Origin of the sequence: Kitasatospora sp. CB01950 (assembly GCF_001905465.1) — a bacterium.
GTDB lineage: Bacteria > Actinomycetota > Actinomycetes > Streptomycetales > Streptomycetaceae > Kitasatospora.
The window spans coordinates 1-21,686 of sequence record NZ_LISX01000012.1 but is presented as its reverse complement, the minus strand read 5'-3'; the positions used below and the strand labels follow the sequence as shown (position 1 = coordinate 21,686).

At 71.9% G+C, this 21,686-nt stretch carries 18 protein-coding genes and 1 pseudogene; 7 read left to right on the top strand and 12 right to left on the bottom strand.

The features are described 5' to 3' along the window. Nucleotides 1–109 precede the first annotated feature (109 nt). Nucleotides 110–601: a hypothetical protein gene (locus tag AMK19_RS26100; RefSeq protein ID WP_143200402.1), complete on the bottom strand. Its 492-nt coding sequence runs from the start codon at nucleotides 599–601 to the stop codon at nucleotides 110–112. 803 nt (nucleotides 602–1,404) lie between these two features. Next, nucleotides 1,405–2,916, bottom strand: coding sequence for an SMI1/KNR4 family protein (locus AMK19_RS26095; protein WP_073815851.1), 1,512 nt, complete (start codon nucleotides 2,914–2,916; stop codon nucleotides 1,405–1,407). Between the two features lie 350 nt (nucleotides 2,917–3,266). Here AMK19_RS26095 and AMK19_RS26090 point away from each other — a divergent pair, with 350 nt between their 5' ends. Both AMK19_RS26090 and AMK19_RS35460 read left to right on the top strand, forming a co-directional pair. Beyond that, nucleotides 3,267–4,475, top strand: a complete 1,209-nt coding sequence (locus tag AMK19_RS26090) for a trypsin-like serine protease (RefSeq protein WP_143200401.1) — start codon at nucleotides 3,267–3,269, stop codon at nucleotides 4,473–4,475. 143 nt (nucleotides 4,476–4,618) lie between these two features. After that, nucleotides 4,619–4,999, top strand: a complete 381-nt coding sequence (locus tag AMK19_RS35460) for a hypothetical protein (RefSeq protein ID WP_143200400.1) — start codon at nucleotides 4,619–4,621, stop codon at nucleotides 4,997–4,999. Nucleotides 5,000–5,057: 58 nt separating this feature from the next. Here AMK19_RS35460 and AMK19_RS26080 read toward each other — a convergent pair whose 3' ends face one another. Continuing rightward, entirely contained in the window at nucleotides 5,058–5,825 is a 768-nt protein-coding gene (locus AMK19_RS26080; RefSeq protein ID WP_073815845.1) for an acyltransferase, read from the bottom strand. Nucleotides 5,826–5,911: 86 nt separating this feature from the next. Beyond that, nucleotides 5,912–6,676 carry an enoyl-CoA hydratase family protein gene (locus AMK19_RS26075; protein ID WP_073815844.1) on the bottom strand — a complete coding sequence of 255 codons (765 nt, stop codon included), beginning with the start codon at nucleotides 6,674–6,676 and terminating at the stop codon, nucleotides 5,912–5,914. A gap of 197 nt (nucleotides 6,677–6,873) precedes the next feature. Between AMK19_RS26075 and AMK19_RS26070 the strand changes: the two genes are divergently transcribed. Beyond that, nucleotides 6,874–8,040, top strand: coding sequence for a glycoside hydrolase family 19 protein (locus AMK19_RS26070; protein WP_083647365.1), 1,167 nt, complete (start codon nucleotides 6,874–6,876; stop codon nucleotides 8,038–8,040). 127 nt (nucleotides 8,041–8,167) lie between these two features. Here the strand turns inward: AMK19_RS26070 and AMK19_RS26065 are convergent, their stop codons facing one another. Further along, a complete protein-coding gene (locus tag AMK19_RS26065; RefSeq protein ID WP_083647364.1) occupies nucleotides 8,168–9,427 on the bottom strand; it encodes an MFS transporter in 1,260 nt (419 codons plus the stop codon). 83 nt (nucleotides 9,428–9,510) lie between these two features. Here AMK19_RS26065 and AMK19_RS26060 point away from each other — a divergent pair, with 83 nt between their 5' ends. Next, complete coding sequence (locus AMK19_RS26060; RefSeq protein ID WP_198953450.1) at nucleotides 9,511–10,497, top strand: ArsR/SmtB family transcription factor; 987 nt, start codon at nucleotides 9,511–9,513, stop codon at nucleotides 10,495–10,497. Nucleotides 10,498–10,504: 7 nt separating this feature from the next. On the opposite strand, the gene AMK19_RS26055 is transcribed toward AMK19_RS26060, so the two are convergent. Continuing rightward, entirely contained in the window at nucleotides 10,505–11,143 is a 639-nt protein-coding gene (locus AMK19_RS26055) for a hypothetical protein (protein ID WP_073815842.1), read from the bottom strand. Between the two features lie 172 nt (nucleotides 11,144–11,315). Between AMK19_RS26055 and AMK19_RS26050 the strand changes: the two genes are divergently transcribed. Next, entirely contained in the window at nucleotides 11,316–13,598 is a 2,283-nt protein-coding gene (locus AMK19_RS26050) for a glycosyl hydrolase family 18 protein (RefSeq protein WP_073815841.1), read from the top strand. 90 nt (nucleotides 13,599–13,688) lie between these two features. On the opposite strand, the gene AMK19_RS26045 is transcribed toward AMK19_RS26050, so the two are convergent. After that, on the bottom strand, nucleotides 13,689–15,014 hold the full coding sequence (locus AMK19_RS26045) for a geranylgeranyl reductase family protein (protein WP_443135043.1): 1,326 nt from the start codon (nucleotides 15,012–15,014) through the stop codon (nucleotides 13,689–13,691). Between the two features lie 154 nt (nucleotides 15,015–15,168). Between AMK19_RS26045 and AMK19_RS26040 the strand changes: the two genes are divergently transcribed. Beyond that, the gene (locus AMK19_RS26040) at nucleotides 15,169–15,714 is read left to right on the top strand and encodes a carboxymuconolactone decarboxylase family protein (RefSeq protein WP_073815839.1); all 546 of its coding nucleotides are present in this window, start codon (nucleotides 15,169–15,171) and stop codon (nucleotides 15,712–15,714) included. 60 nt (nucleotides 15,715–15,774) lie between these two features. On the opposite strand, the gene AMK19_RS26035 is transcribed toward AMK19_RS26040, so the two are convergent. The 4 genes from AMK19_RS26035 to AMK19_RS26020 all read right to left on the bottom strand — a co-directional run bounded on the left by AMK19_RS26035 (nucleotide 15,775) and on the right by AMK19_RS26020 (nucleotide 19,781). After that, a complete protein-coding gene (locus AMK19_RS26035; RefSeq protein ID WP_073815838.1) occupies nucleotides 15,775–16,188 on the bottom strand; it encodes a hypothetical protein in 414 nt (137 codons plus the stop codon). Between the two features lie 36 nt (nucleotides 16,189–16,224). Further along, nucleotides 16,225–16,905, bottom strand: a complete 681-nt coding sequence (locus tag AMK19_RS26030; protein WP_073815836.1) for a DUF4184 family protein — start codon at nucleotides 16,903–16,905, stop codon at nucleotides 16,225–16,227. Nucleotides 16,906–17,161: 256 nt separating this feature from the next. Further along, a complete protein-coding gene (locus AMK19_RS26025; protein WP_073815834.1) occupies nucleotides 17,162–18,211 on the bottom strand; it encodes an NUDIX hydrolase in 1,050 nt (349 codons plus the stop codon). A 148-nt stretch (nucleotides 18,212–18,359) separates the two neighbouring features. After that, nucleotides 18,360–19,781, bottom strand: coding sequence for an acyl-CoA synthetase (locus AMK19_RS26020; protein ID WP_073815832.1), 1,422 nt, complete (start codon nucleotides 19,779–19,781; stop codon nucleotides 18,360–18,362). Nucleotides 19,782–20,030: 249 nt separating this feature from the next. Here AMK19_RS26020 and AMK19_RS26015 point away from each other — a divergent pair, with 249 nt between their 5' ends. Continuing rightward, nucleotides 20,031–21,404, top strand: coding sequence for a S53 family peptidase (locus AMK19_RS26015; RefSeq protein ID WP_073815831.1), 1,374 nt, complete (start codon nucleotides 20,031–20,033; stop codon nucleotides 21,402–21,404). Between the two features lie 117 nt (nucleotides 21,405–21,521). Here the strand turns inward: AMK19_RS26015 and AMK19_RS38240 are convergent. Further along, nucleotides 21,522–21,686: pseudogene (locus AMK19_RS38240) on the bottom strand (AMP-binding protein); the annotation flags it as partial.

Below are 21,686 nucleotides of genomic sequence, written 5' to 3'. Positions count from 1 at the left end.
CAATGGGATGTGCCGACCAATTCACGTGGTCGGCACATCCTGGCTTTCGGCCCTTTTCCCGGCCGCTCTGCGGCCGGAATCGACGTGCGTAGGCCTGGGCCCGCCCGCGCTACCAACCGGGACCCAGGGGCCCGAGGGGTTGCAGCCCTACCCGTCGGGCCAGCCACTTGGCACGCTCCGTGGCGCCATGCGGAACGTGGATGAACACCGTATGGTCCGAAGCTGGCTCATCGCCGTGAATATCGCGGCTATTGATGGCGATCTGGACATACGCGTCCTTGTGGCGCATCTCCAGCTGAAGTTCCGGCACGGCCGGCCAGTTGAAGTAGGTCCACTCGATCGAACCGATCCCGGAGCCGACCACATCGAGGAATGCCTGCTCGGTCGATCCGACCTGCTGGTGTTCCAGGCTGATTTTGACAGGAAGCAGTGCCGCCACTCGCGGATCCCCTGTCACGACCAGGTGCCGGACCTCATCGGTGGACTCGGGTGTGAACGGGTCATCAGGACAGACCACGCCGTTCGGGAATGCGGCAACCATGCGCTGTGCCTCTACGAGTGTCAGCGCCTCACTGAACGCCCCGAAGTGGAAGTCGTCCATGGGGACAGCAAGGCTCAGCAGACACCGGACCGCCCCGTAGGCTTCCGACAGATCGGTGGTTCGCAGAACCGGCAAGGCATTTGAAGTACTCACGCCTGGGGATTCTTCCAGAAGTAGCCTGACGAGTCATCCGACGTCACGCCGATGCCTCCCCTGCACCTCCAGCAGCACTCAACCTCGCTTCACCATGGATGAAGCCTCCTTACCTGCACCCGTGAGGCCGCACTGCATGGGCCACGTCCGGGGGGAAGTGGCGAAGGCATCGATCCGTTCTCAGACTCTCGCCCGATGGGGTCGGGTGTCACCTGATACTGCAACTCAGCACCGGCTGATTCCTCGAGAACGAGCAGGCTCTTGACGGAATCCCAGCACAATGACCACACCCGACAGTCGGCCGTCCACCGTCCGGCCGCACCCCTGACTACCGAAATGCTGGACGGCGGCCCGCACGGACCGCCGTCCCGTCACTGGCGACCTGTCAGGGCTTGTAGAGCCGCGTCACGCTCTGAAGCGTGCCCTTCGAGTCGAGCTTCACCACGTACTGGTTGCCGTAACAGTGGTACGGCGCGGTGGGCTGCTTGTGCTGAATGCAGGGTGTCCTTGGCCTTCATGAAGACGAAGACGTCGACCTCCTTGGCTTGAGGTCGGCGTCAAACAGCAGGGTCATGGTGTCGTTGCCGACGTCACAACCAGGATCCACGGGGGAGCGTCCTGCCCCACCCGACAGCACCCACCACACCGATCCGCCCCTCCCCATTGCCGGTGTTGCCCCTGTGACAGTCGTTGCGCCCCATACCGCACCCTCAGCTCCTGCACACCCCGGTGATCCGGTACGGCTCACCGGGGACCAGCCCGAGCCGGGCCGCCCACGCCGCCGCCTGTTCGGCGGTGGCGTCGCGGTCGGCGAGCCGCGCCGAGACCAGCCCCGGCGGCAGCACCGTCAGCGCCTCCCAATGCGCGGCCGTCAGCGCGAGGTGCCGCAGTCCCGTCAACTCGCCCAGGACGGCCACGTCGAGCGTCCCGCAGCGCGACAGGTCGAGCCACCACAGGGCGGGCAGTGTGCGCAGCACGGCGAGGTCCGACGGACCGTCACCGGACAGGTCGAGAACGCCCAGGTGCGGATGGCCCGCCAGCGGCGCGAGGTCGTCGGCGGCGACGACGGCCGTGAGCGACTCGACGGCCACGCCTCGCAGCGCACCGAGGCCGTCGGCGGGGCGGGCGGCCAGGGTGACGCGGCGCAGGCGGGGTGCGGCGGCGAGCGGGGCAAGGACAGGGGCGGGGCCGGTGAGGCGGGCGTGCAGCAGGGTGGCGGGCACGGTGCCGGGCGTGGTCGCGGCCGTCAGGGCGGTCGGCGGGCCGTCCGGTTCCTCGGCGGACTCCGTGAACTCCAGGTACGGCGGTTCGTCGTCCTCGATCTCGTAGCAGCCGCGTTCCAGCAGGTCGAGGCAGCGGGTGAGCAGGGTGGTGACGGAGTCCGCGCGGTAGGCGGGGCCCTCGTAGTGGTCGCCGCCGAGTTCGATCACCTGCCCGGGGCGGCTGGCCCCGGCGGGGGCGAGGTCGACGGCGTAGTAGTTGCCGGCATCGTCGGTGGCGAACGGAAGCCAGGCCGGGCAGTTCCAGTCGAACGGCGGTGCGGCGTACGCCAAGTACTCGTGCGCACCGGGGAGTTCGGCGAGCGAGAGCAGGCGCGGCCCGTCGAGTACGTCGTTCTCGCCGCTGCCGTCCGCGATCAGGTACAGGGCGCGCAGGTCGGCGGGCAGCGGGAAGCCGAGGGCCGCCTCGATCCCGGCGATCCGCCGCGGCGTGGCGGGCGGCGGCAACTCGGCGCGATGGCCGAGAAGTTCGGCACGACGGTCGATCGACGCCCGGAACAGGTCGGCGGCCCGTTCGGGGTCGCCCGCCGGGGGCGCGGTGGAGTCGGGCCGGTCCTCTCCGGGGGCGGGCAGATACAGATCGGGGTCGAGGACGGCCCCGTGGCCGCCCCTGGCGGGCCGGACGAGGGAGGTGTCACGGGTCGCGGTGAGCGTGAACGGGCCGTCGGCCAGGTGGTGCAGTTCGAGCCGGGTCCGGGGCCAGCGGCGCAGCGCACCGATCTCGGTGGCGAGCGCGTAGAGGTCCCGGGTGTCGGGCACCAGATGCCGGCGGGCACCGTCGGCCAGCGTCCAGTGCCCGTCCACCCATCGATGGACGGGCCCGCCGCGGAAGTCCAGGCGCAGGACCGCCCACTGCTCGGGCGCAGTGCTCGCCACCTGCACTAAAATCTCCCGCGCCGCCTGCTCAAGACCGGCACCCGCGCCACCCGGGTGTTCGCTCATCCCGCCATCCTCCCAGCGCCGCAGGACAGTTACCCCTCCGGGGCGGGGGACCTCGTGACGGATGGGCCTGACGACCCACGAGAGCATCCGACATCTGCATGACGAAAACCACTGAGACAAACGACGCGGAACTGCTCACATCGTCCACGAATCTTGCGGATCGCACCCAGGAGAAATGTAAGCCAATCAAGCGGTCAAACCTGCACGGATCGCCCCAAACTCCACACCACAGCACCCGAACCGGAATCTTCCTGACTGCTTGTCGAAAACAGCGCCCACGAGATCTGCAAGTGTGGCAAATTCAGCATCGAACGGCCCTCGATTCCCCCAGTTCCTCCAGCATTGTCACAGTGGACAAGGCAACCCTCCACCGCCAGTACCAACTGGATGCCCTCGCGGACCGGGTCACTGGTAAGTCCGAAACCGAGGCGGACCACACCGGCGGATACGCCGGAGCCATGGTGAAGGCCGCCGGCGGAGAGCTCGCCCTGTACTGGAAAGGAGCGGTTCCGCAGAACATCGAGGACGTACGGAAGGACGCCGCCGCTCAGGGGCTCAAGGTCTCCATCACTCAAACCTCCTATTCCGCGAAGGAGCTGGAGGACGCACGGCGGAGGCTGGAGGATGCGGTCAAGGGCAAGGACGCAGGGACTGAGCCCGTCGCAGCATGGAACTCCATCGCTGTCCTGTCGAACGGCACCGGTCTCTACATCAGCTACAACAGCCCCACATCCCAGGCCCTGGCAAACCCCTCGCCGTCCGAGGTTCCGGCCCACCGCGTGACTACCGTGTCGGCCAAGGAGTTCGCCACACGTGCCCAGGCCCTGGCCGGCGTCCCTGTCCAGGCCGCCGAAGGACCTGAAGGTACTGATACCTACGGCCGCCATGACGACTCGACCCCCTTCTGGGCGGGTGCCGAGCTCAATGCGCCGGGCAACAAGTTCTGTACGTCCGGGTTCGGCGGATCTCATGGTGGCACTGACGTCATTCTCACCGCTTCACACTGTGGAACCTCCGGAACGTTCGCTACAGGGACCGGCCATTTCGAGGGCTGGGCGCAATCCTCCGACCTCGGCTACGACACAACCTTCATCGCGCTCAACGGATCGGCTGGAAACCAGTTCTACGATGGCGCGTGGAACGATCCGAACGGATACCACAAGCACATCGCGGGCTGGGGCCTCAACCATGACGGCGACTACGTCTGCACCTCGGGCGCCATGTCCGGTGTCAAGTGCGGTATCCAGGTCAGGTATGCCGGGGTGGATTCCAACATCGGCGGGATCACCCGGCACAATGTGGTTCAGGCGATGCGCACCAACACCGGCGACCACGCTGCCGCAGAGGGAGACAGCGGCGGCCCGGTTGTCACCAGTCCTGACTGCAGCTACGGCAATGACATGCAGGCTCGCGGTCTGATCAGTGGATCCTGGGGACGGTATGTCGTGTGTCCGACGTGGGGTGTCGGTATTGCCATGGAAACCACCTGCTACGAAGGCGTACAGTTCATCGGCATGTCTGCCATCGTGAACACGCTCGGCTTCACCTTGTACACCTGATGCATCGAGGAGCCCCCGTGAACCGGTCCGCCGTTCGTACTGCCGCCGTTGTGCTCCTCACCATGGGACTGGCCGCATGCGGTACCACTCGTGGGGGCTCCCCCATCTCACCTCCGCCCGCCGCGGACACCGAGGGGCGGATCATGTCTCTGACCGGCGACGGATTCACGCTCTGTGGCATATCCGGCGCTGTCACCCCTGCCGGCCATCACTATCGGGTGGACGTCTGCGGCGACCCGGCAAAGGCCCGTACGGCACTCGAACAGCGATTCCCAGGGTTGACCGATGTTCACATGTACCAACCCGACGACAGTGGCAAGCACACTCCGCAACAACTCGTCACCCGGTACTGGGTGAATCGCACCACCGGCGACGGCTTCACCGTCACCTCGACCCGGATCACCCCCGACGGCACGATCGCCGTCGGCGTCGACGGCGACCTCGACCGAGCCCGGTCCGTCCTGGACCAGCGCTTCCCGCACTGGACGACCGTCCACCCGGAAACGTCGTCCAACCCCCTCTGACAACCCCTCCGACACGGTGCCGACGCTCGCCGCGACAGGTCAGGACGAGCCCCCGGCGCTACGCCTCCGGGGCGGCGTCCTCGCCGGGGAGGCGGAGGTCCCAGCCGACCAGAGCGCGGAGTTGTTCGGCGGTGACGCCGTCGGGGACGGGGCGGGGGGCCTCGTGGCGGATGGGGGGCTGCCAGCCGTCCTCGGGGTTCCAGGTGCGGACCTGGCGGGCGGGGGCGCCGGCCACCACGGCGTAGTCGGGGACTTCGCCGGCGACCACGGAGTTGGCGGCGACCACCACGTTGCGGCCGATCCGCGCGCCGGGGAGGATCACCGCGCCGGTGCCGATCCAGGAGCCCGCGCCGATCGAGACGGGTTCGTTGCGCGGCCACTGCTTGCCGATGGGCAGTTCGGTGTCGCGGTACTCGTGGGCCTGGTCGGTGATGTAGACGTTCGGGCCGGTCCACACGTCGTCGCCGAGCACGATCTGCTGGTGTCCGACGATGTGGCTGCCGCGGCCGATCACGCAGCCGCCGCCGATCCGGACGATCGGCTCGGGGCCGAGGTCGAGTCCGGGCAGGAAGCCGGCCGAGATGGTGACGCGTTCTCCGATGATGGAGAACGGGCCGATGGTGATCCACTGTTCGTTGAAGACCGCGCCGAGCGGGAACGCCAGCTTGGTGCCGTCGCCGAGTTCCCCGAACCGGTACGGCCCGGGGTTGCGGTTGCTGACGGCGCCGGTGTCCTGCACCCAGCGCCAACCCCGGTGCACCAGGCGCCCGGCCGCCCGGCGCGACCTCTCGCGGACGGATCCCAGCAGCGCGCGGACGATCGACATGCGCTCACCGTATCGGCCGCCGACGACCCGCGACGGGCAACGGGACCAAGCTCACACCGGCCGGTAACTTCCGACGTACCGCCAGCTCAGCGCACCCAGCGCGCGGGCCGCTTCTCCAGGAACGCCCGCATGCCCTCCTGCGCCTCCTCGGAGCCGAACAGCCGCGCGGACTGCGCGACCAGCTCCTCGGTGTGCCGCTCGAAGGACTCCCGGACGGCGGCGTTGGCGAGCTGCTTGGACTCGGCGAGGCCCTGCGGCGAGCACAGCCGCAGCGCGTCCAGGATCGTCTTCAGCGCGGTGCCGGTGTCGTCGGCGGCCTCGGTGACCAGGCCGATCCGGGCGGCCTCGGCAGAGTCGAAGGTCTCGCCGGTCAGGTAGTAGCGGGCGGCGGCGCGCGGTTCCAGCTTGGGGCGCAGCGGCAGCGAGATGACGGCGGGGGCGAGGCCGAGGCGGGCCTCGGTGAAGGCGAAGGTGCAGGCGGGTCCGGCGACGGCGAGGTCGCAGGCGCCGACCAGGCCGAGTCCGCCGGCCCGGACGTGGCCGTCGAGGCGGGCGATGACGGGCTTGGGGCAGTCGACGATGGCGCGCTGCAGGGCGACCAGGCCGCGCGGTCCGACGGTGGGGTCGTCGCCGGTGGCCTCGGAGAGGTCGGCGCCGGCGCAGAACACCCGGCCGGTGTGGCCGAGGACGACGGCGCGGACGTCGGGGTCGGCGGCGGCGTCGGCGAGGCCCCGGGTGAGTTCGGCCATCAGCCGGGTGGAGAGGGCGTTGCGGTTGTGCGGGGAGTCGAGTTCGAGGGTGGCGACGGCGTCGGCGGTGCTGCGCCGCAGGAGGGGGGCTTCGCTGGTCATCGGGCGGTCTGCCTTCCGGCTGAGGGTGGGTCGGACGGTCTCCGCCTGCACCCTGGCACGACACCGGGTCTACTGACCAGTACCCGATATGTCGTACACAGTCTCAATTCCCTTAAGGTCTAGACCTATTGACACTTAACAGCCAACCTGGCTTGAGTGCATGGCACACCGCTCGTTCCCCCCACAAGGAGTGGCCGATGCCCCCCACCCGAACCATCTCCCACCGCCGCACCGGCACCGCCCGCGGCCGGATCGCCGCCCTGCTGACCGGTGCGCTGGCCGCCACCGGCCTGGCGGTCATGCTGCCGACCTCCTCCACCGCCGCCACCGCCTGCGCGAGCCCCTACTCGGCCTCGCAGGTGTACACCGGCGGCACTGCCGCCTCCTACAACGGCCACAACTGGAACGCCAAGTGGTGGACCCAGGGCGAGACGCCGAGCACCGCCGGCACCGGCGTCTGGGCCGACCAGGGCGCCTGCGGCACCGGTGGCGGCACCACGCCGAGCCCGAGCCCGACCCCCACCGGCACGGTCTGCGCCTTCCAGACCTGGATCGCGGGCACCCAGTACACCACCGGCACGGTGGTCCGGTACGCGCCCAACGGCCAGTTCTACATCGCCACCCACGACAACCCGGGCTACGACCCGACGATCTCCACCTGGTACTGGAGCCCGTACAACACCTGCGGCACCGACCAGCCCTCGCCGAGCCCGAGCACCAGCACGAGCACCAGCCCCAACCCGGGCGGATTCGTGGTCTCCGAGGCCCAGTTCAACCAGATGTTCCCGAGCCGGAACCCGTTCTACACGTACAGCGGCCTGGTCGCGGCGCTGAACGCCTACCCGGCGTTCGCGGGCACCGGCTCCGACACCGTGAAGAAGCAGGAAGCGGCGGCGTTCCTCGCCAACATCAACCACGAGACCGGCGGGCTGGTGTACGTCGTCGAGCAGAACACCGCCAACTACCCGCATTACTGCGACACTTCCCAGCCCTACGGCTGCCCGGCCGGCCAGGCCGCCTACTACGGGCGCGGCCCGATCCAGCTGAGCTGGAACTTCAACTACAAGGCGGCGGGCGACGCGCTCGGCATCGACCTGCTGCACAACCCGAACCTGGTGCAGACCGACGCGGCCGTCGCCTGGAAGACCGGCATCTGGTACTGGATGACGCAGAACGGCCCGGGCACCATGACCGCCCACAACGCCATGGTCAACGGCAAGGGCTTCGGCGAGACCATCCGCTCCATCAACGGCTCGCTGGAGTGCAACGGCGGCAACCCCGCCCAGGTCCAGAGCCGGATCAACGCGTACACCAACTTCACGTCCGTCCTCGGCGTCCCGACCGGCTCGAACCTGAGCTGCTGACCCGCCGGCGGCGCGGGTGACGGACCCTCGTCACCCGCGCCGCCCGTCGCCCCCGAACCGCCCGTCGCCCCTGCGCCGCTCGCCGTACGCGCCGCACGTCGCCCGCGCGCCGTTGCGACCGCACTGCTCAGCGGCGCACCAGCATCGTCATGCCGACGCCCGCGGCCGCGAACAGCGCGCCCAGCAGCAGCCAGCCGGACGGGCCGTGGGCGATCACCACCGAGGTGATCAGCACCGGGCCGACCATCATCGCGGCCGACATGCCGGTGTTGAAGACGCCCTGGTAGGTGCCGTGCGCGTGCTCCTTCGCCAGGTCGTAGCCGAGCGCCCACGCGCCGGCCTGGCTGTACACCTCGCCGAGCGCCTGGAGTCCGACGCCGGCGGCGATCACCAGCGCCGCCGCCCAGCCGGGCAGGCCGGCGGCCAGCGCCAGCACCGCGCAGGAGCCGGCCACCAGCAGCGCGCCCCGGCGGAAGATCCGGGCGGCCGCGCCGACCTCCTCGGTGCCCCGGGTGGCCCGGACCTGGAGGGCGATCACCAGCGCGGTGTTCACCAGCAGGGCGCCGGCCACCATCCAGCGCGGCGCGTCGGTCTCCCGCACCACCCACAGCGGCACCCCGACCTCGATCATCACGAACTGCAGCGTGATCACCGCGTTCAGGCCGGTCATCGCCAGGTAGCGGCCGTCCCGCAGCACCGCCCTGACGCCGCCCTCGGCCTTGGTCCTCGCGGCCTGTTCGGCGGTGCGCGGCGGAAGGCGCACCAGCAGCAGGTACATCACCGCGATCACGCCGTACGTCGCGCCGTCGACCAGCAGCGCCGTCAAGTACGCGCCGCGGGTGTCGAGTTGGAGCACCAGCGCGGCCCCGACGGTGCCCAGCGAGATGCCGACGTTGGTGACCGAGCGCAGGTAGGCCCGCCCCGCGACCCGGCCGTCCACCGGCAGCACCTCGGCGAACAGCGCGCCGCGCACCGCCGAGCCTCCCCGGTCGGCCGCGGCCAGCAGGCAGGCCAGCGCCGCGAACACCGCCAGGTCGTGCACCAGCACGTACCCGACCGCGCACACCCCCTGGACCACCAGCAGCACCACCAGCACCGGCTTGGGCCCGAACCGGTCGGACAGCCGGCCCGCCGGCACGCCCGCCGCCAGCCCGAACGCCCCGGCGACCGTCAGCACCACGCCGACCTGCGCGACCCCGAAGCCCAGGATGCGGGTGAAGAACAGCACGGACAGGGTCATCGAGAGGCCGTTGCCGGCCGTGTTGATCAGGGTGATCACGGACAGCCGGCGCAGCACCGGGTCCTGGGGCAGCAGCCGGGCGAACCGGCTCTTTCGGGCATGGCTGGGCAACGCGGCCTCGTCGGCCGCGAGTTCAGTGGCGGTCATGACCTGATCAGACCGGGTGCGGAGCGGCCGTGGTATTGATTTAGCCCGGGCCTGAATCCACCGGCCCGAACAGGGGGAACACCATGGTGCTGCGGTTCCGGCTGGGCCTGGCCGATCTGGCCGCCACGTACTTCGCCTGCTCGCCGCTCCAGGAGACGGTGCTCAGCCTGCGGATGTGGACCCACCCGGGCCAGTACCCGCACGGCGCGGCGTTCGAGGCGATGCGCCCCGCCTTCGAGGCGCTGCCGGCCGCGCCGCTGCTGCGCGCCCTGATCGCGAGCAACAAGTACGTGCCGGACTTCCTGACGCCCCGCCCGAGCGTCCCGTTCCCGGACTTCCGGGCCGAGCTGGCCGTCGTCCGCGCCTTCGAACCGGCCCGGCTGCGGCACGAGTTCGCCGTCACCTTCCTGCCGCACGACCGCGCGGTGCCGCCGCTGCTGGCGTCCTTCGCCGACCGCCCGGCGGAGCTGATCGGGGACATCGCCGACGCCCTGGAGCAGTACTGGACGCAGGTCCTGGAGCCCGCCTGGTGGCCGCGCGCCCGCTCGGTGCTGCACGCCGACATCGTGCACCGCTCCCGGGTGCTGGCCGAACGCGGCGCGGCGGCCCTGTTCGCCGACCTCGACCACCGGCTGCACTGGACGGACGGCGTGCTGACCATCGACCGCAACTGGGGCGACGGCGACCAGGACATCCGGGTGGACCGGCGCGGCCTGGCCCTGCTGCCGACCTGCTTCGCGCGCGGCGCGATCACCGCGATCGGCCCCGACCTGACCCCGTCGATCAGCTACCTGGCACGCGGCCAGGGCAATCTGACCGGGCCCGTCGACCCGCCACCCGCACCGCAGGCCCTGGAACAGCTGCTCGGCGCGCCCAAGGCCCGCCTGCTCGCCCTGCTCCAGGAACCCACCGCCACCACCGAGTTGGCCCGCCGCCTGGGCGTCACCCCGGGCGCGGTCAGCCAGCACCTCGCCGTGCTGCACGCCACCCGCCTGGTCACCCGCGCCCGGTACGGCCGGCTGGTGCTGTACGCGCGCAGCCCGCTCGCCGACCAGCTGGTCGGGCCCTGACGGCCGCTCAGCAGAACGCCATCACCGCGCCGGTCGCCACCGAGTGCCGGGCCGCCCGCATCAGCTGCAGGCAGATGAACGACTCGGTGCCGTAGCGCCGCCAGCCCTCGGCGTCCGGGGCGGGGCCGTCGCAGGCGTCGGAGACCTCCTCGGAGTCCGGGTCCAGGTCCTCCGGCAGCCCGAGCGCCTCGGCGAGCGCCTTCAGCTCCGCCAGCAACCGCACCGAGGAGCCGAGCGAGCCGCCGGACAGCTCCTCGTCGACCAGCACCGGCCCGAAGTCCACCGGGACGTAGTAGCCCTCGCAGTCCGAGTGGTGCACCAGGTGGTCGAACGGGCCCGGCGGGTCGTCCGGCACGTCGAAGTACGCCTCCCTCAACAGCTCGTCGTCGGTGGCGCGCCGGCCGTCCTCCAGTGGCTCGGGCAGCTGCCCCTTGGTCGCCAGGTGCACGGCGACGCGGCGCAGCGTGTGCAGCCCCGAGTAGCCCCACACCCGGTCGCAGAACTGCTCGCCGGTCTCCGGTTCCCGCCAGCCCGGCAGGCCCTCGCGCTCCAGCACCGCGCGTATCGTCGCGCACTCCTCGCGGAACCAGTCCGCGGTGTCCTGTTCGGCGTCGATCAACGCACCGACCATCACATCGAGTCCCATGCCCGCGATCCTGCCAGCCGGCGCCGACACCGGGTGGATCATGCGCCGGGCCGCGCCGTCAACTCCGTTCAGGTATAGACCTGTTGACGAGTTGGTCCAGTCCACTTACCCTCCTGTTGCCGGCTCCCGGGCACCCCTGTACGGAATCCCCCACACCAGACAGGGAGTACCGATGCACGTCCGCTCCAGGCAACGCCTCCGGGCCAGACTGCTGGCCCTGCTCGCCACGCTCGCCCTGCCGATCGCCCTGCTCGCCGCCACCCCCGCGCACGCCGCGGCCAAGCTCACCGCCACCTTCACCGGCGACAACTACGGTTCCTGGTGGAAGGGCACGTTCGTCGTCAAGAACCCGAACGCGACCGCCGTCAACGGCTGGACGCTCGAGTTCGACCTGCCCTCCGGCGTCACCATGACCGGCACCTACAACGGCACGGCCACCACCACCGGCAGCCACGTCGTCGCCACCAACGCGTACTACAACGCGACGGTGCCCGCGAACGGCTCCACCGAGCCGTACAGCTTCTGGTTCATCGGCAACGGCCCGATCACCGCGCCGCTCAACTGCCGCGTCAACGGCGACAAGTGCGACGGCACCCCGGACGTCCCGCCGACCGCGCCCGGCGCCCCGACTCCGGTCGACGCCACCGCCCACACCATCTCGCTCGGCTGGACGGCGGCGAGCAAGGGCGACTTCCCCGTCGCCTCGTACGACATCCTCAACGGCTCGACGGTCCTCGGCTCCGCCACCGGCCTGTCCACCACGCTCACCGGCCTGACCCCGGCCACCACGTACACCCTGAACGTCCGCGCCAAGGACACCCGCGGCAACACCGGCCCGCTCAGCACCCCGGTGTTCTTCTCCACCGTCGACCCGGCCACCGACACCGTGCCGCCGACCGCCCCGGGCAACCTGCGCTCCACCGGCACCACCTCCACCGGCGTCTCGCTCGCCTGGGACGCCGCCACCGACAACAAGCGGGTCGCCGCCTACGACGTCTACCAGGGCGCCGCCCTCGTCCAGACCGTCACCACCACCACGGCCACCGTCGGACAGCTCTCCCCCGCCACCCCGTACACCTTCACGGTCAAGGCCCGGGACGCCGCCGACAACAACTCCCCCGCCTCCAACGCCCTCACCGTCACCACCGGCGACCTCGCCGGCCCCGGAAAGTACTCACGGGTCGGCTACTTCGTCCAGTGGGGCATCTACGGGCGCCAGTACTTCGTCAAGAACCTCGACACCTCCGGCAGCGCCGCCAAGCTCGACGTCATCAACTACGCCTTCGAGAACATCGACCCGGTCAACCTGACCTGCCTGGCGGGCGTCACCAAGGGCACCACCTCCGACCCCGAGGACCCCGAGCAGGGCACCGGCGCGGGCGACGCGGACGCCGACTACGCCCGTCCGATGAGCGCCGCCCAGTCCGTGGACGGCGTCGCCGACGACGGCTGGTCACCGCTGCGCGGCAACCTCAACCAGCTGAAGAAGCTCAAGGCCAAGTACCCCAACCTCAAGGTGGTGGTCTCGCTCGGCGGCTGGACGTACTCCAAGTTCTTCTCCGACGCCGCCGCCACCGACGCCTCCCGCAAGAAGCTCGTCTCCTCCTGCATCGACGTCTGGATCAAGGGCAACCTGCCCTCCTACAACGGCGCGGGCGGCCCCGGCACCGCAGCGGGCATCTTCGACGGCATCGACATCGACTGGGAGTGGCCCGGCTCCGCGGACGGCCACCCCGGCAACCACTACTCCGCCGCCGACAAGGACAACCTGACCCTGCTGCTCGCCGAGTTCCGCCGCCAGCTCGACGCCCTCGGCGGCTCCCACAAGCTGCTCACCGCCTTCACCCCCGCCGACCCCGCCAAGATCGGCCAGGGCTGGGACCTCTCGAAGATCTTCCAGTCCCTCGACATCGCCAACGTCCAGGGCTACGACTTCCACGGCTCCGGCTCCGACAACTCCTGGGAGCCCAACCGCACCGGCCAGCAGGCCAACCTCCACACCGACCCCACCGACCCCTACCCGTTCCACTTCTCCGTCGAGAACGCCGTCACCACCTACCTCGACGCCGGCGTCAACCCCCGCAAGCTCACCATCGGCTTCCCCTTCTACGGGCGCGGCTGGCAGAACGTCACCGACGGCGGTGCCCACGGCGCCTGGCAGGCCGCCGGCGGCGCAGCCCCCGGCCAGTTCGCCGAGGAGGCCGGCACCCGCGGCTACAACAACCTCATCACGTCCGTCCCCAACCTGACCGTCTACCACGACCCGGTGTCCGTCTCCACCTACGCCTACACCGGCAACGGCGGCCAGTGGTGGACCTTCGACGACGCCTGGTCCATCGACCGGAAGACCGCCTGGCTCAAGTCCAAGAACCTCCTCGGCGCCATGGTCTGGGAAATGTCCGGCGACACCCCCTCCGGCACCCTGATGAACGCCCTGGACACCGGCCTCAAGTAAGCCCCCCGCCCAACAGCGCGAAGCGGAAGGCGCCCCACGCAAAGATCCGCCCGAGAAGGGAACTCCCCTCCTCGGGCGGATCCGCAACCCTTACCGCCCCGCGACCGACGCCAGCTTCCGCGCCGCCCGGTGGTCCCGCATGAGCTGCGCGAACGTCGTGTGCCCCTGCGTGGTCCGCGCGAACGCCCGCCACGCCGGCGTGATCAGCGAGACCGCCGCGTGGAACATCTGCGGCCGCTTCTCGAACGAGGCCAGCATGATCTTCCCGGCCCGCATCTCCACGCCCAGCCCCGCCTTGATGGCGAAGGAGTAGTTGAGCGCCTGCCGCCGCACGTCCGCCGCGCCGTTCGCCTCCGCGACCTGCACGGCCCACTCGCCGGCCAGCCGCCCCGACCGCAGCGCGTACGAGATGCCCTCGCGGGTCCACGGCTCCAGCAGCCCGGCCGCGTCACCGGCCACCAGCACCCGCCCGCGCGACAGCGGCGAGTCCTCGGCGCGACACCGCGTCAGGTGCCCGGACTCCACCAGCGGCGTGAACCCGGACAGCCCGAGGCGACGGATGTAGTCCGCCAGGTACTGCTTGGTCCGCTCGCCGTCGCCGCGCGCGGAGATCACGCCGACCGTCAGCGTCCCGGAGTCGGTCTTCGGGAACACCCACCCGTACGAGCCGGGCAGCGGCCCCCAGTCCAGGTGGATCCGCCCGGCCCACTCGCGGGAGACGGACTCCGGGACGGGGATCTCCGCCTCCAGGCCCAGGTCGATCTGGTCGAAGCTGACGCCGACATGACGCCCGATCCGGCTCGCGGAGCCGTCCGCGCCGACCACCGCCCGCGCCTCGACGCGCCCGCCGCCCGCCAGCGTCACGAACACGGTGCGGCTGTCGCCGCCCTGCTGCTCGACGCCGGTCGCGGTGACGCCGGTGACCAGCACCGCGCCGGCCTGCTCGGCGGCCTGCACCAGACGCAGGTCGAACTCGTCGCGGTTGACCACGCCGAACAGCATCCGCTTCGAGCGCCGGGTGCGCGTCCACTTGCCGTTCAGCGCGAAGGTGACGGCCGAAATCCGGTCCTGCAAGGGCAACTTGAAGTCGGCCGGCAGTGAGTCGCGGGACGGGCCGATGATGCCGCCGCCGCAGGTCTTGTACCGGGGGTGCTCGGCCTTGTCGAGCAGCAGCACCCGCCGTCCGCGCGTCGCGGCCGCGTACGCCGCCGACGAGCCGGCCGGTCCTGCGCCGACCACGACCACGTCCCACACGCCGTCCAGCAGCGCCGCCCTCTCGGCGGCCGCCGCCGGATCGATGTCCGTGCTCGCGGGCGCCACAACCGCCTCGTCCGACACCTCGTCACCGGTGTCCGCGGCAGGGGCCGCGACCGGCTCGACGGGGTCCTGTTCCTGGGTGCTACCGGTGTCAGTCACGGTCGCCCATCCTAATCTGCCCGCCCGGGTCTCCGGCCAGGACCCGCCCCGGCCGTGGGGCGGGCGTCCCGGCCGCCGCCGCCTACCTGCTGTGACAGCACAACCGCAGGTCAAGGCCTTGCCAAGGGCGTCATGAACAGGTTCAGTAAGTGCCATGCCGCATATCGCGCTCCCCACCCCCTACCCCGGTATCCGGGGCCTGCTGTCCTTCAACCCCGCCTCCGGCCTGCCGCTGAGCGAGCTCGCCGAGCAACTCCTGCGCGGCGAGTCCCCGTTGTCCGTCGGCGAACGCGAACTGATAGCCGCGTACGTCTCCTCGCTCAACTGCACCCGTTACTGCTCGGCCGCGCACGGCGCCACCGCCGCGCACCGCCTGGACGGCGACTTCGCCCTGGTCGAGGCCGTCCAGCGCGACCTGTCCACCGCCCCCGTCTCCGACCTGATGCGTGCGCTGCTGCAGATCGCGGGCAAGGTCGCCGAGAGCGGACTGTCCGTCACCGAGCAGGACATCGCCGCGGCCCGCGCCCTCGGCGCGGACGACGCGTCCATCCACGACACCGTGCTGATCGCGGCCGCGTTCTGCATGTACAACCGCTACGTCGACGGCCTCGGCGCCATCACCCCGGAAGACCCCGCCCTCTACCGCGAGATCGGCGCCCACCTCTCCGACCACGGCTACCTCCCCCAGCCCGGCGAATAGCCCCGCCCGACCCCTCCCGTCCGCCGCCCGGACGACCCCGGCCGGGCGGCGGCCCCACGCTCACAACTTGGCGAGGAAACGGTCGAGTTCGGCCCGCGAGAAGACCGACACCTTCACCCGCACCGGCCGCCGCCGCCCCGGCAGGCGCAGCCACAGCGAGTTCCACGTCCGGCCGAGCTTCACCTTCGCCACCAGGCCGGCCGCATCCGCGAGCGGCACCACGTGAATCAGCCGGTTCGGGCCCGTCTCGGTACGCGGCCCTCGCAGCACGTACACCGAACGGTCCGTCACCGCCAGGTAGTAGGCCTCCTGGAACATCAGCCCGATCACCCCGACCGTCGCCAACAGCCAGTTGGTGTGGGCGCCCACGCCGAGGACCACCAGTCGCGGCCGCTCGCTCTCGTCCAGCCGCAGCACGGCCCGGCGCGCGGCCGACACCAACGCCAGCTTGCGGTCCATCACTTCGGTCTTCATCCCGCGTTCCCCCGTCTCTCGGTGCAGCGGCAGAGACTATCGCCCCGCGCCGAGCAGCGCCGCCCCGACCGCCAGCCCCGCGCCGGCCCCGAAGCACGCCTCGTCCACGACGCCCCGCTCCCCGCGCCGCACCCGCTCGACCGCACCCAGCACCGTCGCGGCGGCGAGCAACGACGCGGTACGCCGATCGGCCGCCCGCCACGGCCCGGCATGACGCGCCAACAGCGCCAGCCCCAGCGCCGAAGTGCCGTACTGCAGAACGGTGTACAGCGGGACGCCGGCCACCCGCCGCTCCAGCACGGGCAACGCCCGCACGCCGGCCCGGCCCTGATGGGTGAACGCGTCCCACACCAGGTGGCTCGCCGCCCCGATCGCCAACGCCCCGGCTGCCCGGGCGAGTTCACCGGTCCCGGGTCGCGCCTCGGGCACCACCTCGCCCCACGCCCCGGGCACCGCCGCCACCAGCGGCCGCCGCCACACCCCGTACCACCCCGCCACCAGCCCGGCCCCGATCACCACGTCGACCGTCCCGGCCGCCCACCACCGATGCGTCACCCCGCCCCACCGGTACGCCCCGGGCGCCACCGACTCCACGAAGAACGGCACATCCGGCGCCATCGCCCCCGCCACCAGCCCCGCCGCCACCACCGCCCCCCGCCGCCGGGCCCCCCGCAACCCGCCCAGCACCCCGGCGACATGACTCAACGTGAACGGCATCCCCCCACCCTCCCACTCCCCCGCCCCGGCCCTGGGCCGACACGGTCACCCACAGGCACTCATGCAGCCGCCCTGGCCGTCGCCGCCCCCTCACCCGCCCGCGCGGGCAGCGCGGCACCACGCGCCGCAACACCACGGGCCCCGCCGCAGCGGCCCCGCCGACCGACTGCCACCCCCTCGGCACAAGCCTCGCGCGCCGCAACGAGCCCGCACGGACACAGCACGCACCCGGCCCCACCCCCGGACAGGCCCGCCCTCACCGTGCCGGCGCAGCCCCCGTGGCCGCCCGCCGCCCGCCCTCCAAGTACCTCAACTCGCCTTCCGCACGGGCCTCCAGCGCAGCGACCAGGCGGCGCAGCCGGGCCGGCGGGAGCATCTCCGCGGCCTCCCGCAGGGTCGCGAAGTGCCAGTCGCGGAGTTCGCCGGTGGGCAGCCGCAGGCGCAGCACCTCGGAGGGCCCGAGCCGGCCGCCGTCGTAGACGAGGCGGAGGCCGCCGCGGCTGCGGCTCCTGCCCGGTTCCCAGTCGACGGCGAGCAGCCGCAGCTCCTCGGGGCGCAGCCGCAGGCCGAGTTCCTCGGCGGCTTCCCGCACCGCCGCCGCGGTCGGCGATTCACCGCGTTCGACGACGCCGCCGGGGAACTCCCAGTGCGGCTTGTACGCGGGGTCGACGAGCAGCACCCGGTCCCGGTCGTCGAACAGCAGGACCGCGGCGGCGACGGTGTCCCCGTCCCCGCCCTCGGTGCGCACGATCGGACAGCGCGCGGCCCCGCTGCGCACCACCTCGGCGATCCGCTCCGCGGTCTGCCGCGGCGTCAGCACCCCGTTGTCGATCATCCGCGCGTCCCCGGCCAGCCACCCCCGGGCGGCGAGGTAGACCGGCAGCGCCTCCCGGCTGCGTTGCCGCGCCGCCGCGCCGTCGCCGATCGAGGCGCCCGAGCGGGTGGCGATCCTGGCCCGCAGGATCGTTTCGACCGGGTCCAGGACGACGTGGTGCACGGGCAGCCCGCGCCCGGCCAGCGCGCCGAAGATCTCGTCGCGGTGCTCCTGCCGCAGCAGCGTCATCGGGACGAGCACCGGCCCGTCCGCCTCGTCGGCCAGCGCAGCGGCGGTCTCGGCGACCAGGCACCGCCACGCGGGCAGGTCCGGCAGGTCGTCGGGGCCGACCCGGCCCGGCGGCAGGGTGGCGCGCAGCAGCGTCCCGACGGTCTCCGGCTCGAACAGCACGCTTCCGGGCAGCAGCCCGGCCAGTTCCCGGCAGGCGCTCGTCTTGCCCGCTCCGACTGCCCCATTGACCCAGACGATCACAGCACCCCTGCCCCTCTGTGCCGGCCCGACCGGTCCGCCGGGCAGCGCGGGACCCGGGCCCCGGCGCCATCTCCTCTGGTACCCACTCCCCGCCCTCCTGAAAGGACCGCCTTTCCCGCCCCGGGAGGCGCCCGGGGCCTGTCCGGGCCTACGCCTCGGGTCCGAGCAGCAGCTGCTTCTTCAGCACCTTGCCCATCGCGTTGCGCGGAAGGTCCTCCACCAGCACGACCCGCCGCGGCCGCTTGTGCACGGACAGCCGCCGCGCCACGAAGTCGATCAGCTGCTCCCCGGTCAACTCCCGTTCCCCGGCGACCACATAGGCCACCACCACCTGCCCGAGGTCGTGGTCGGGCGCGCCGACCACGGCGGCGTCCAGCACGCCGGGGTGGTCGCGCAGGGCGGCCTCGACCTCGCCGGCGCCGATCCGGTAGCCGCCGCTCTTGATCAGGTCCACGGACGCCCGTCCGACGATCCGGTGGAACCCGTCGGGTTCGATCACGGCCACGTCCCCGGTCCGGAACCACCCGTCGGCGGTCCACGACGCGGCCGTCGCGTCCGCCCGCCCGAGGTACCCGTCGAACAGCGTCGGCCCCTGCACCTGCAACTCGCCGACGCTCTCCCCGTCCTGCGGCACCGCCTGCCCGTCCTCGCCGACCAGCCGGGTGCGGACGCCGGGCAGCGGCACGCCGACCGCGCCGGGCCGCCGTTCGCCGTCGGCGCGGGTGGCGACGGTGATCAGGGTCTCGGTCATGCCGTACCGCTCGGCGGGGGCCTGGCCGGTGAGGCGGCGCAGCTGTTCGAAGACGGGGACGGGCAGCGGGGCGCTGCCGGACACCAGCAGCCGGGCGGCGGCCAGCTCGCGGGCGGCGTCGGTGTCGGCGGCGATCCGGGACCACACGGTGGGCACCCCGAAGTACAGGCTGCCGCGGGCGGCGGCGTACCCGGCGGGGGTGGGCCGTCCGGTGTGGACGAGGCGGCTGCCGGTGCGCAGCGCGCCGAGCACGCCGAGGACCAGCCCGTGGACGTGGAACAGCGGCAGGCCGTGGACGAGGGTGTCGTCGGCGTTCCACTGCCAGGCGTCGGCGAGGCCGTCGAGTCCGGCGGCGACGGCGCGGTGCGGGATCAGCGCACCCTTGGGGGCGCCGGTGGTGCCGGAGGTGTAGAGCACGAACGCCGTCCGGTCGGGGTCCTCGACAGCGGGCCGCCACTGGGCGCTCGCCCGGTCGGCGAGCCGGACCGGCAGCGGCGCGGGCCCGTCGGCGTCCTGCGGCAGACGGGTGCCCGCCAGCAGGGTGGCGCCGCTGTCGCGCAGGATGTGGGCGCGTTCCAACGGCCCGGAGTCGGGCGGCAGCGGCACCACGGGGACGCCGGCCAGCAGTCCGCCGACCACGGCCGCGACGGTCTCCGCCTCGGGCCGCGCGAGCACCGCCAGCGCGGGCGCGCCGGCGGCCCGTTCGGCGACCGCTCCGGCGGCGCCGAGCAGTTCTTCGAGCGACAGTGCCCGCCCGTCCACCGCCACCGCGTCCGCGCGGTCCCCGTACGTGCCGTCCAGTGCTGTCAGCAGTCCCATGCCGCCCGACTCTACGAGGCGCGGCCGTCGGAGTACACCCGCCGGGCCGCCCACCTGGCGGGACGTCATTCACCGTGCTGAGCTGGGACGTTACCGAACCCCTCCAGTTCCTTTACCGAATCTCGTGGCCTACCGGAACCACTTCTACCGCCCGATTCGGACTATGGCCGGGCCCCGCCGGGGCCGGTGGGATAGGGGTCGTCCCGGCCGGTCCGGCCGGGAACCGTCTTTCGAGGAGTCCCTTTGGGCATGCACCCCGCCACCGCGGGTCCCCGTCGCTCCCACGCGCTGCGCGCCGCCGCGCTGCTCGCCGTCGGGGCCACCGCCCTGACCGGCGCCACCGCGACCGCCCGCACGGCGGCCGACCTGCACCTGCCGGCCGCGTTCCACCTGCGTCCCGCCTCGGCCGGGCACATCGACGCGATCGGCCGGGTCGCGCCGATATCGACGTCCGACTGCGTGTCGCAGCTCGGCATCCACTGCTACTCGCCGCTGCAGTACCGCCAGGCCTACAACCTGAACCCGCTGTACCAGCAGGGCGTCACCGGCAAGGGCCGCACCATCGTGATCGTCGACTCGTTCGGCTCGCCGACCATCCAGCACGACCTCGAGATGTTCGACAAGCAGTGGGGCATCCCGGACACCCAGGTCGAGGTCGTCAAGTGGGGCAACGTCCCGCCGTTCGACCCGACCAACGAGGAGCACACCGGCTGGGCGGGCGAGACCACCCTCGACGTGGAGTACGCGCACGCCGTCGCCCCCGACGCGCACATCGTGCTGGTCGAGACAGGCGTCGCGGAGACCGAGGGCGTCACCGGCCTGCCGGAGATGATGGACGCCGAGAAGTCGCTCATGCAGCACCGCGACGTGGACGTGATCTCGCAGAGCTTCGGTGCCACCGAGAACACCTTCCCGGGCTTCGACAAGGGCAACTTCAAGTCCATCGAGAGCCTGCGGTACGCGTTCAAGTTCGCCGCCGCCAAGGACGTCACCGTGCTCGCCGCCTCGGGCGACAACGGCGCCACCGACGCGATGGAGAACGGCTCCGACCTGTACCCGTACCGGGTCAACTCCTTCCCGTCCGCGGACCCGCTGGTCACCTCGGTCGGCGGCACCCAGCTGACCCTGGACAACAACGGCAACCGCACCGCCCCGGACAAGGTCTGGCACGACGACTACGGCGCGGCCGGCGGCGGCGTGTCCGGCGTCTTCGAGCGCCCCTGGTACCAGACGGGCGTCGCCAACGTGACCGGCAACCACCGCGGCACCCCGGACATCTCGATGAGCGCGGCCGTGGACGGCGCCGCCTGGACGTACGAGTCCTACGACCCGACCCGGGTCGGCTGGCACCTGACCGGCGGCACCAGCGAGGCCACCCCGATCTTCTCGGGCATCGTGGCGCTCGCCGACCAGCTCGCCGGGCACCGCCTCGGCCAGCTCAACCCGCGCATGTACGCGATGGCCGCGCTGCCCCCGCAGCTGAGCGGCATCGTCGACGTCACCGCGGGCGACAACTCCTGGGACGCCGTGACCGGCTACAAGGCCGTCAAGGGCTACGACCTGGCGTCCGGCCTCGGCACCATCGACGCCAACCGCTTCGTGCACGCCATCGCCGGCCGCTGACCCGCAGCCGCCGAGCACGGAAAGGGCGCGGCCCCCGGGACAACTCCCGGGGGCCGCGCCGCTGTTCGGCCTGAGGCAGGTCAGCCCTTGCGGGCCTTGACCTCGTTGGTGAGTTGGGCGCTCGCCCGTCAGCGCCGGACGGTTCAGGTACCCGCGCGCCAACCCCGCTCCCGCGACATACAGTTCACCCGCGACACCCACCGGCACCGGCCGCAGGCGCCCGTCCAGCACCAGGACCCGCGTGTTGTCCAGCGGCCGGCCGATCGGTAGCACCACCGCCGG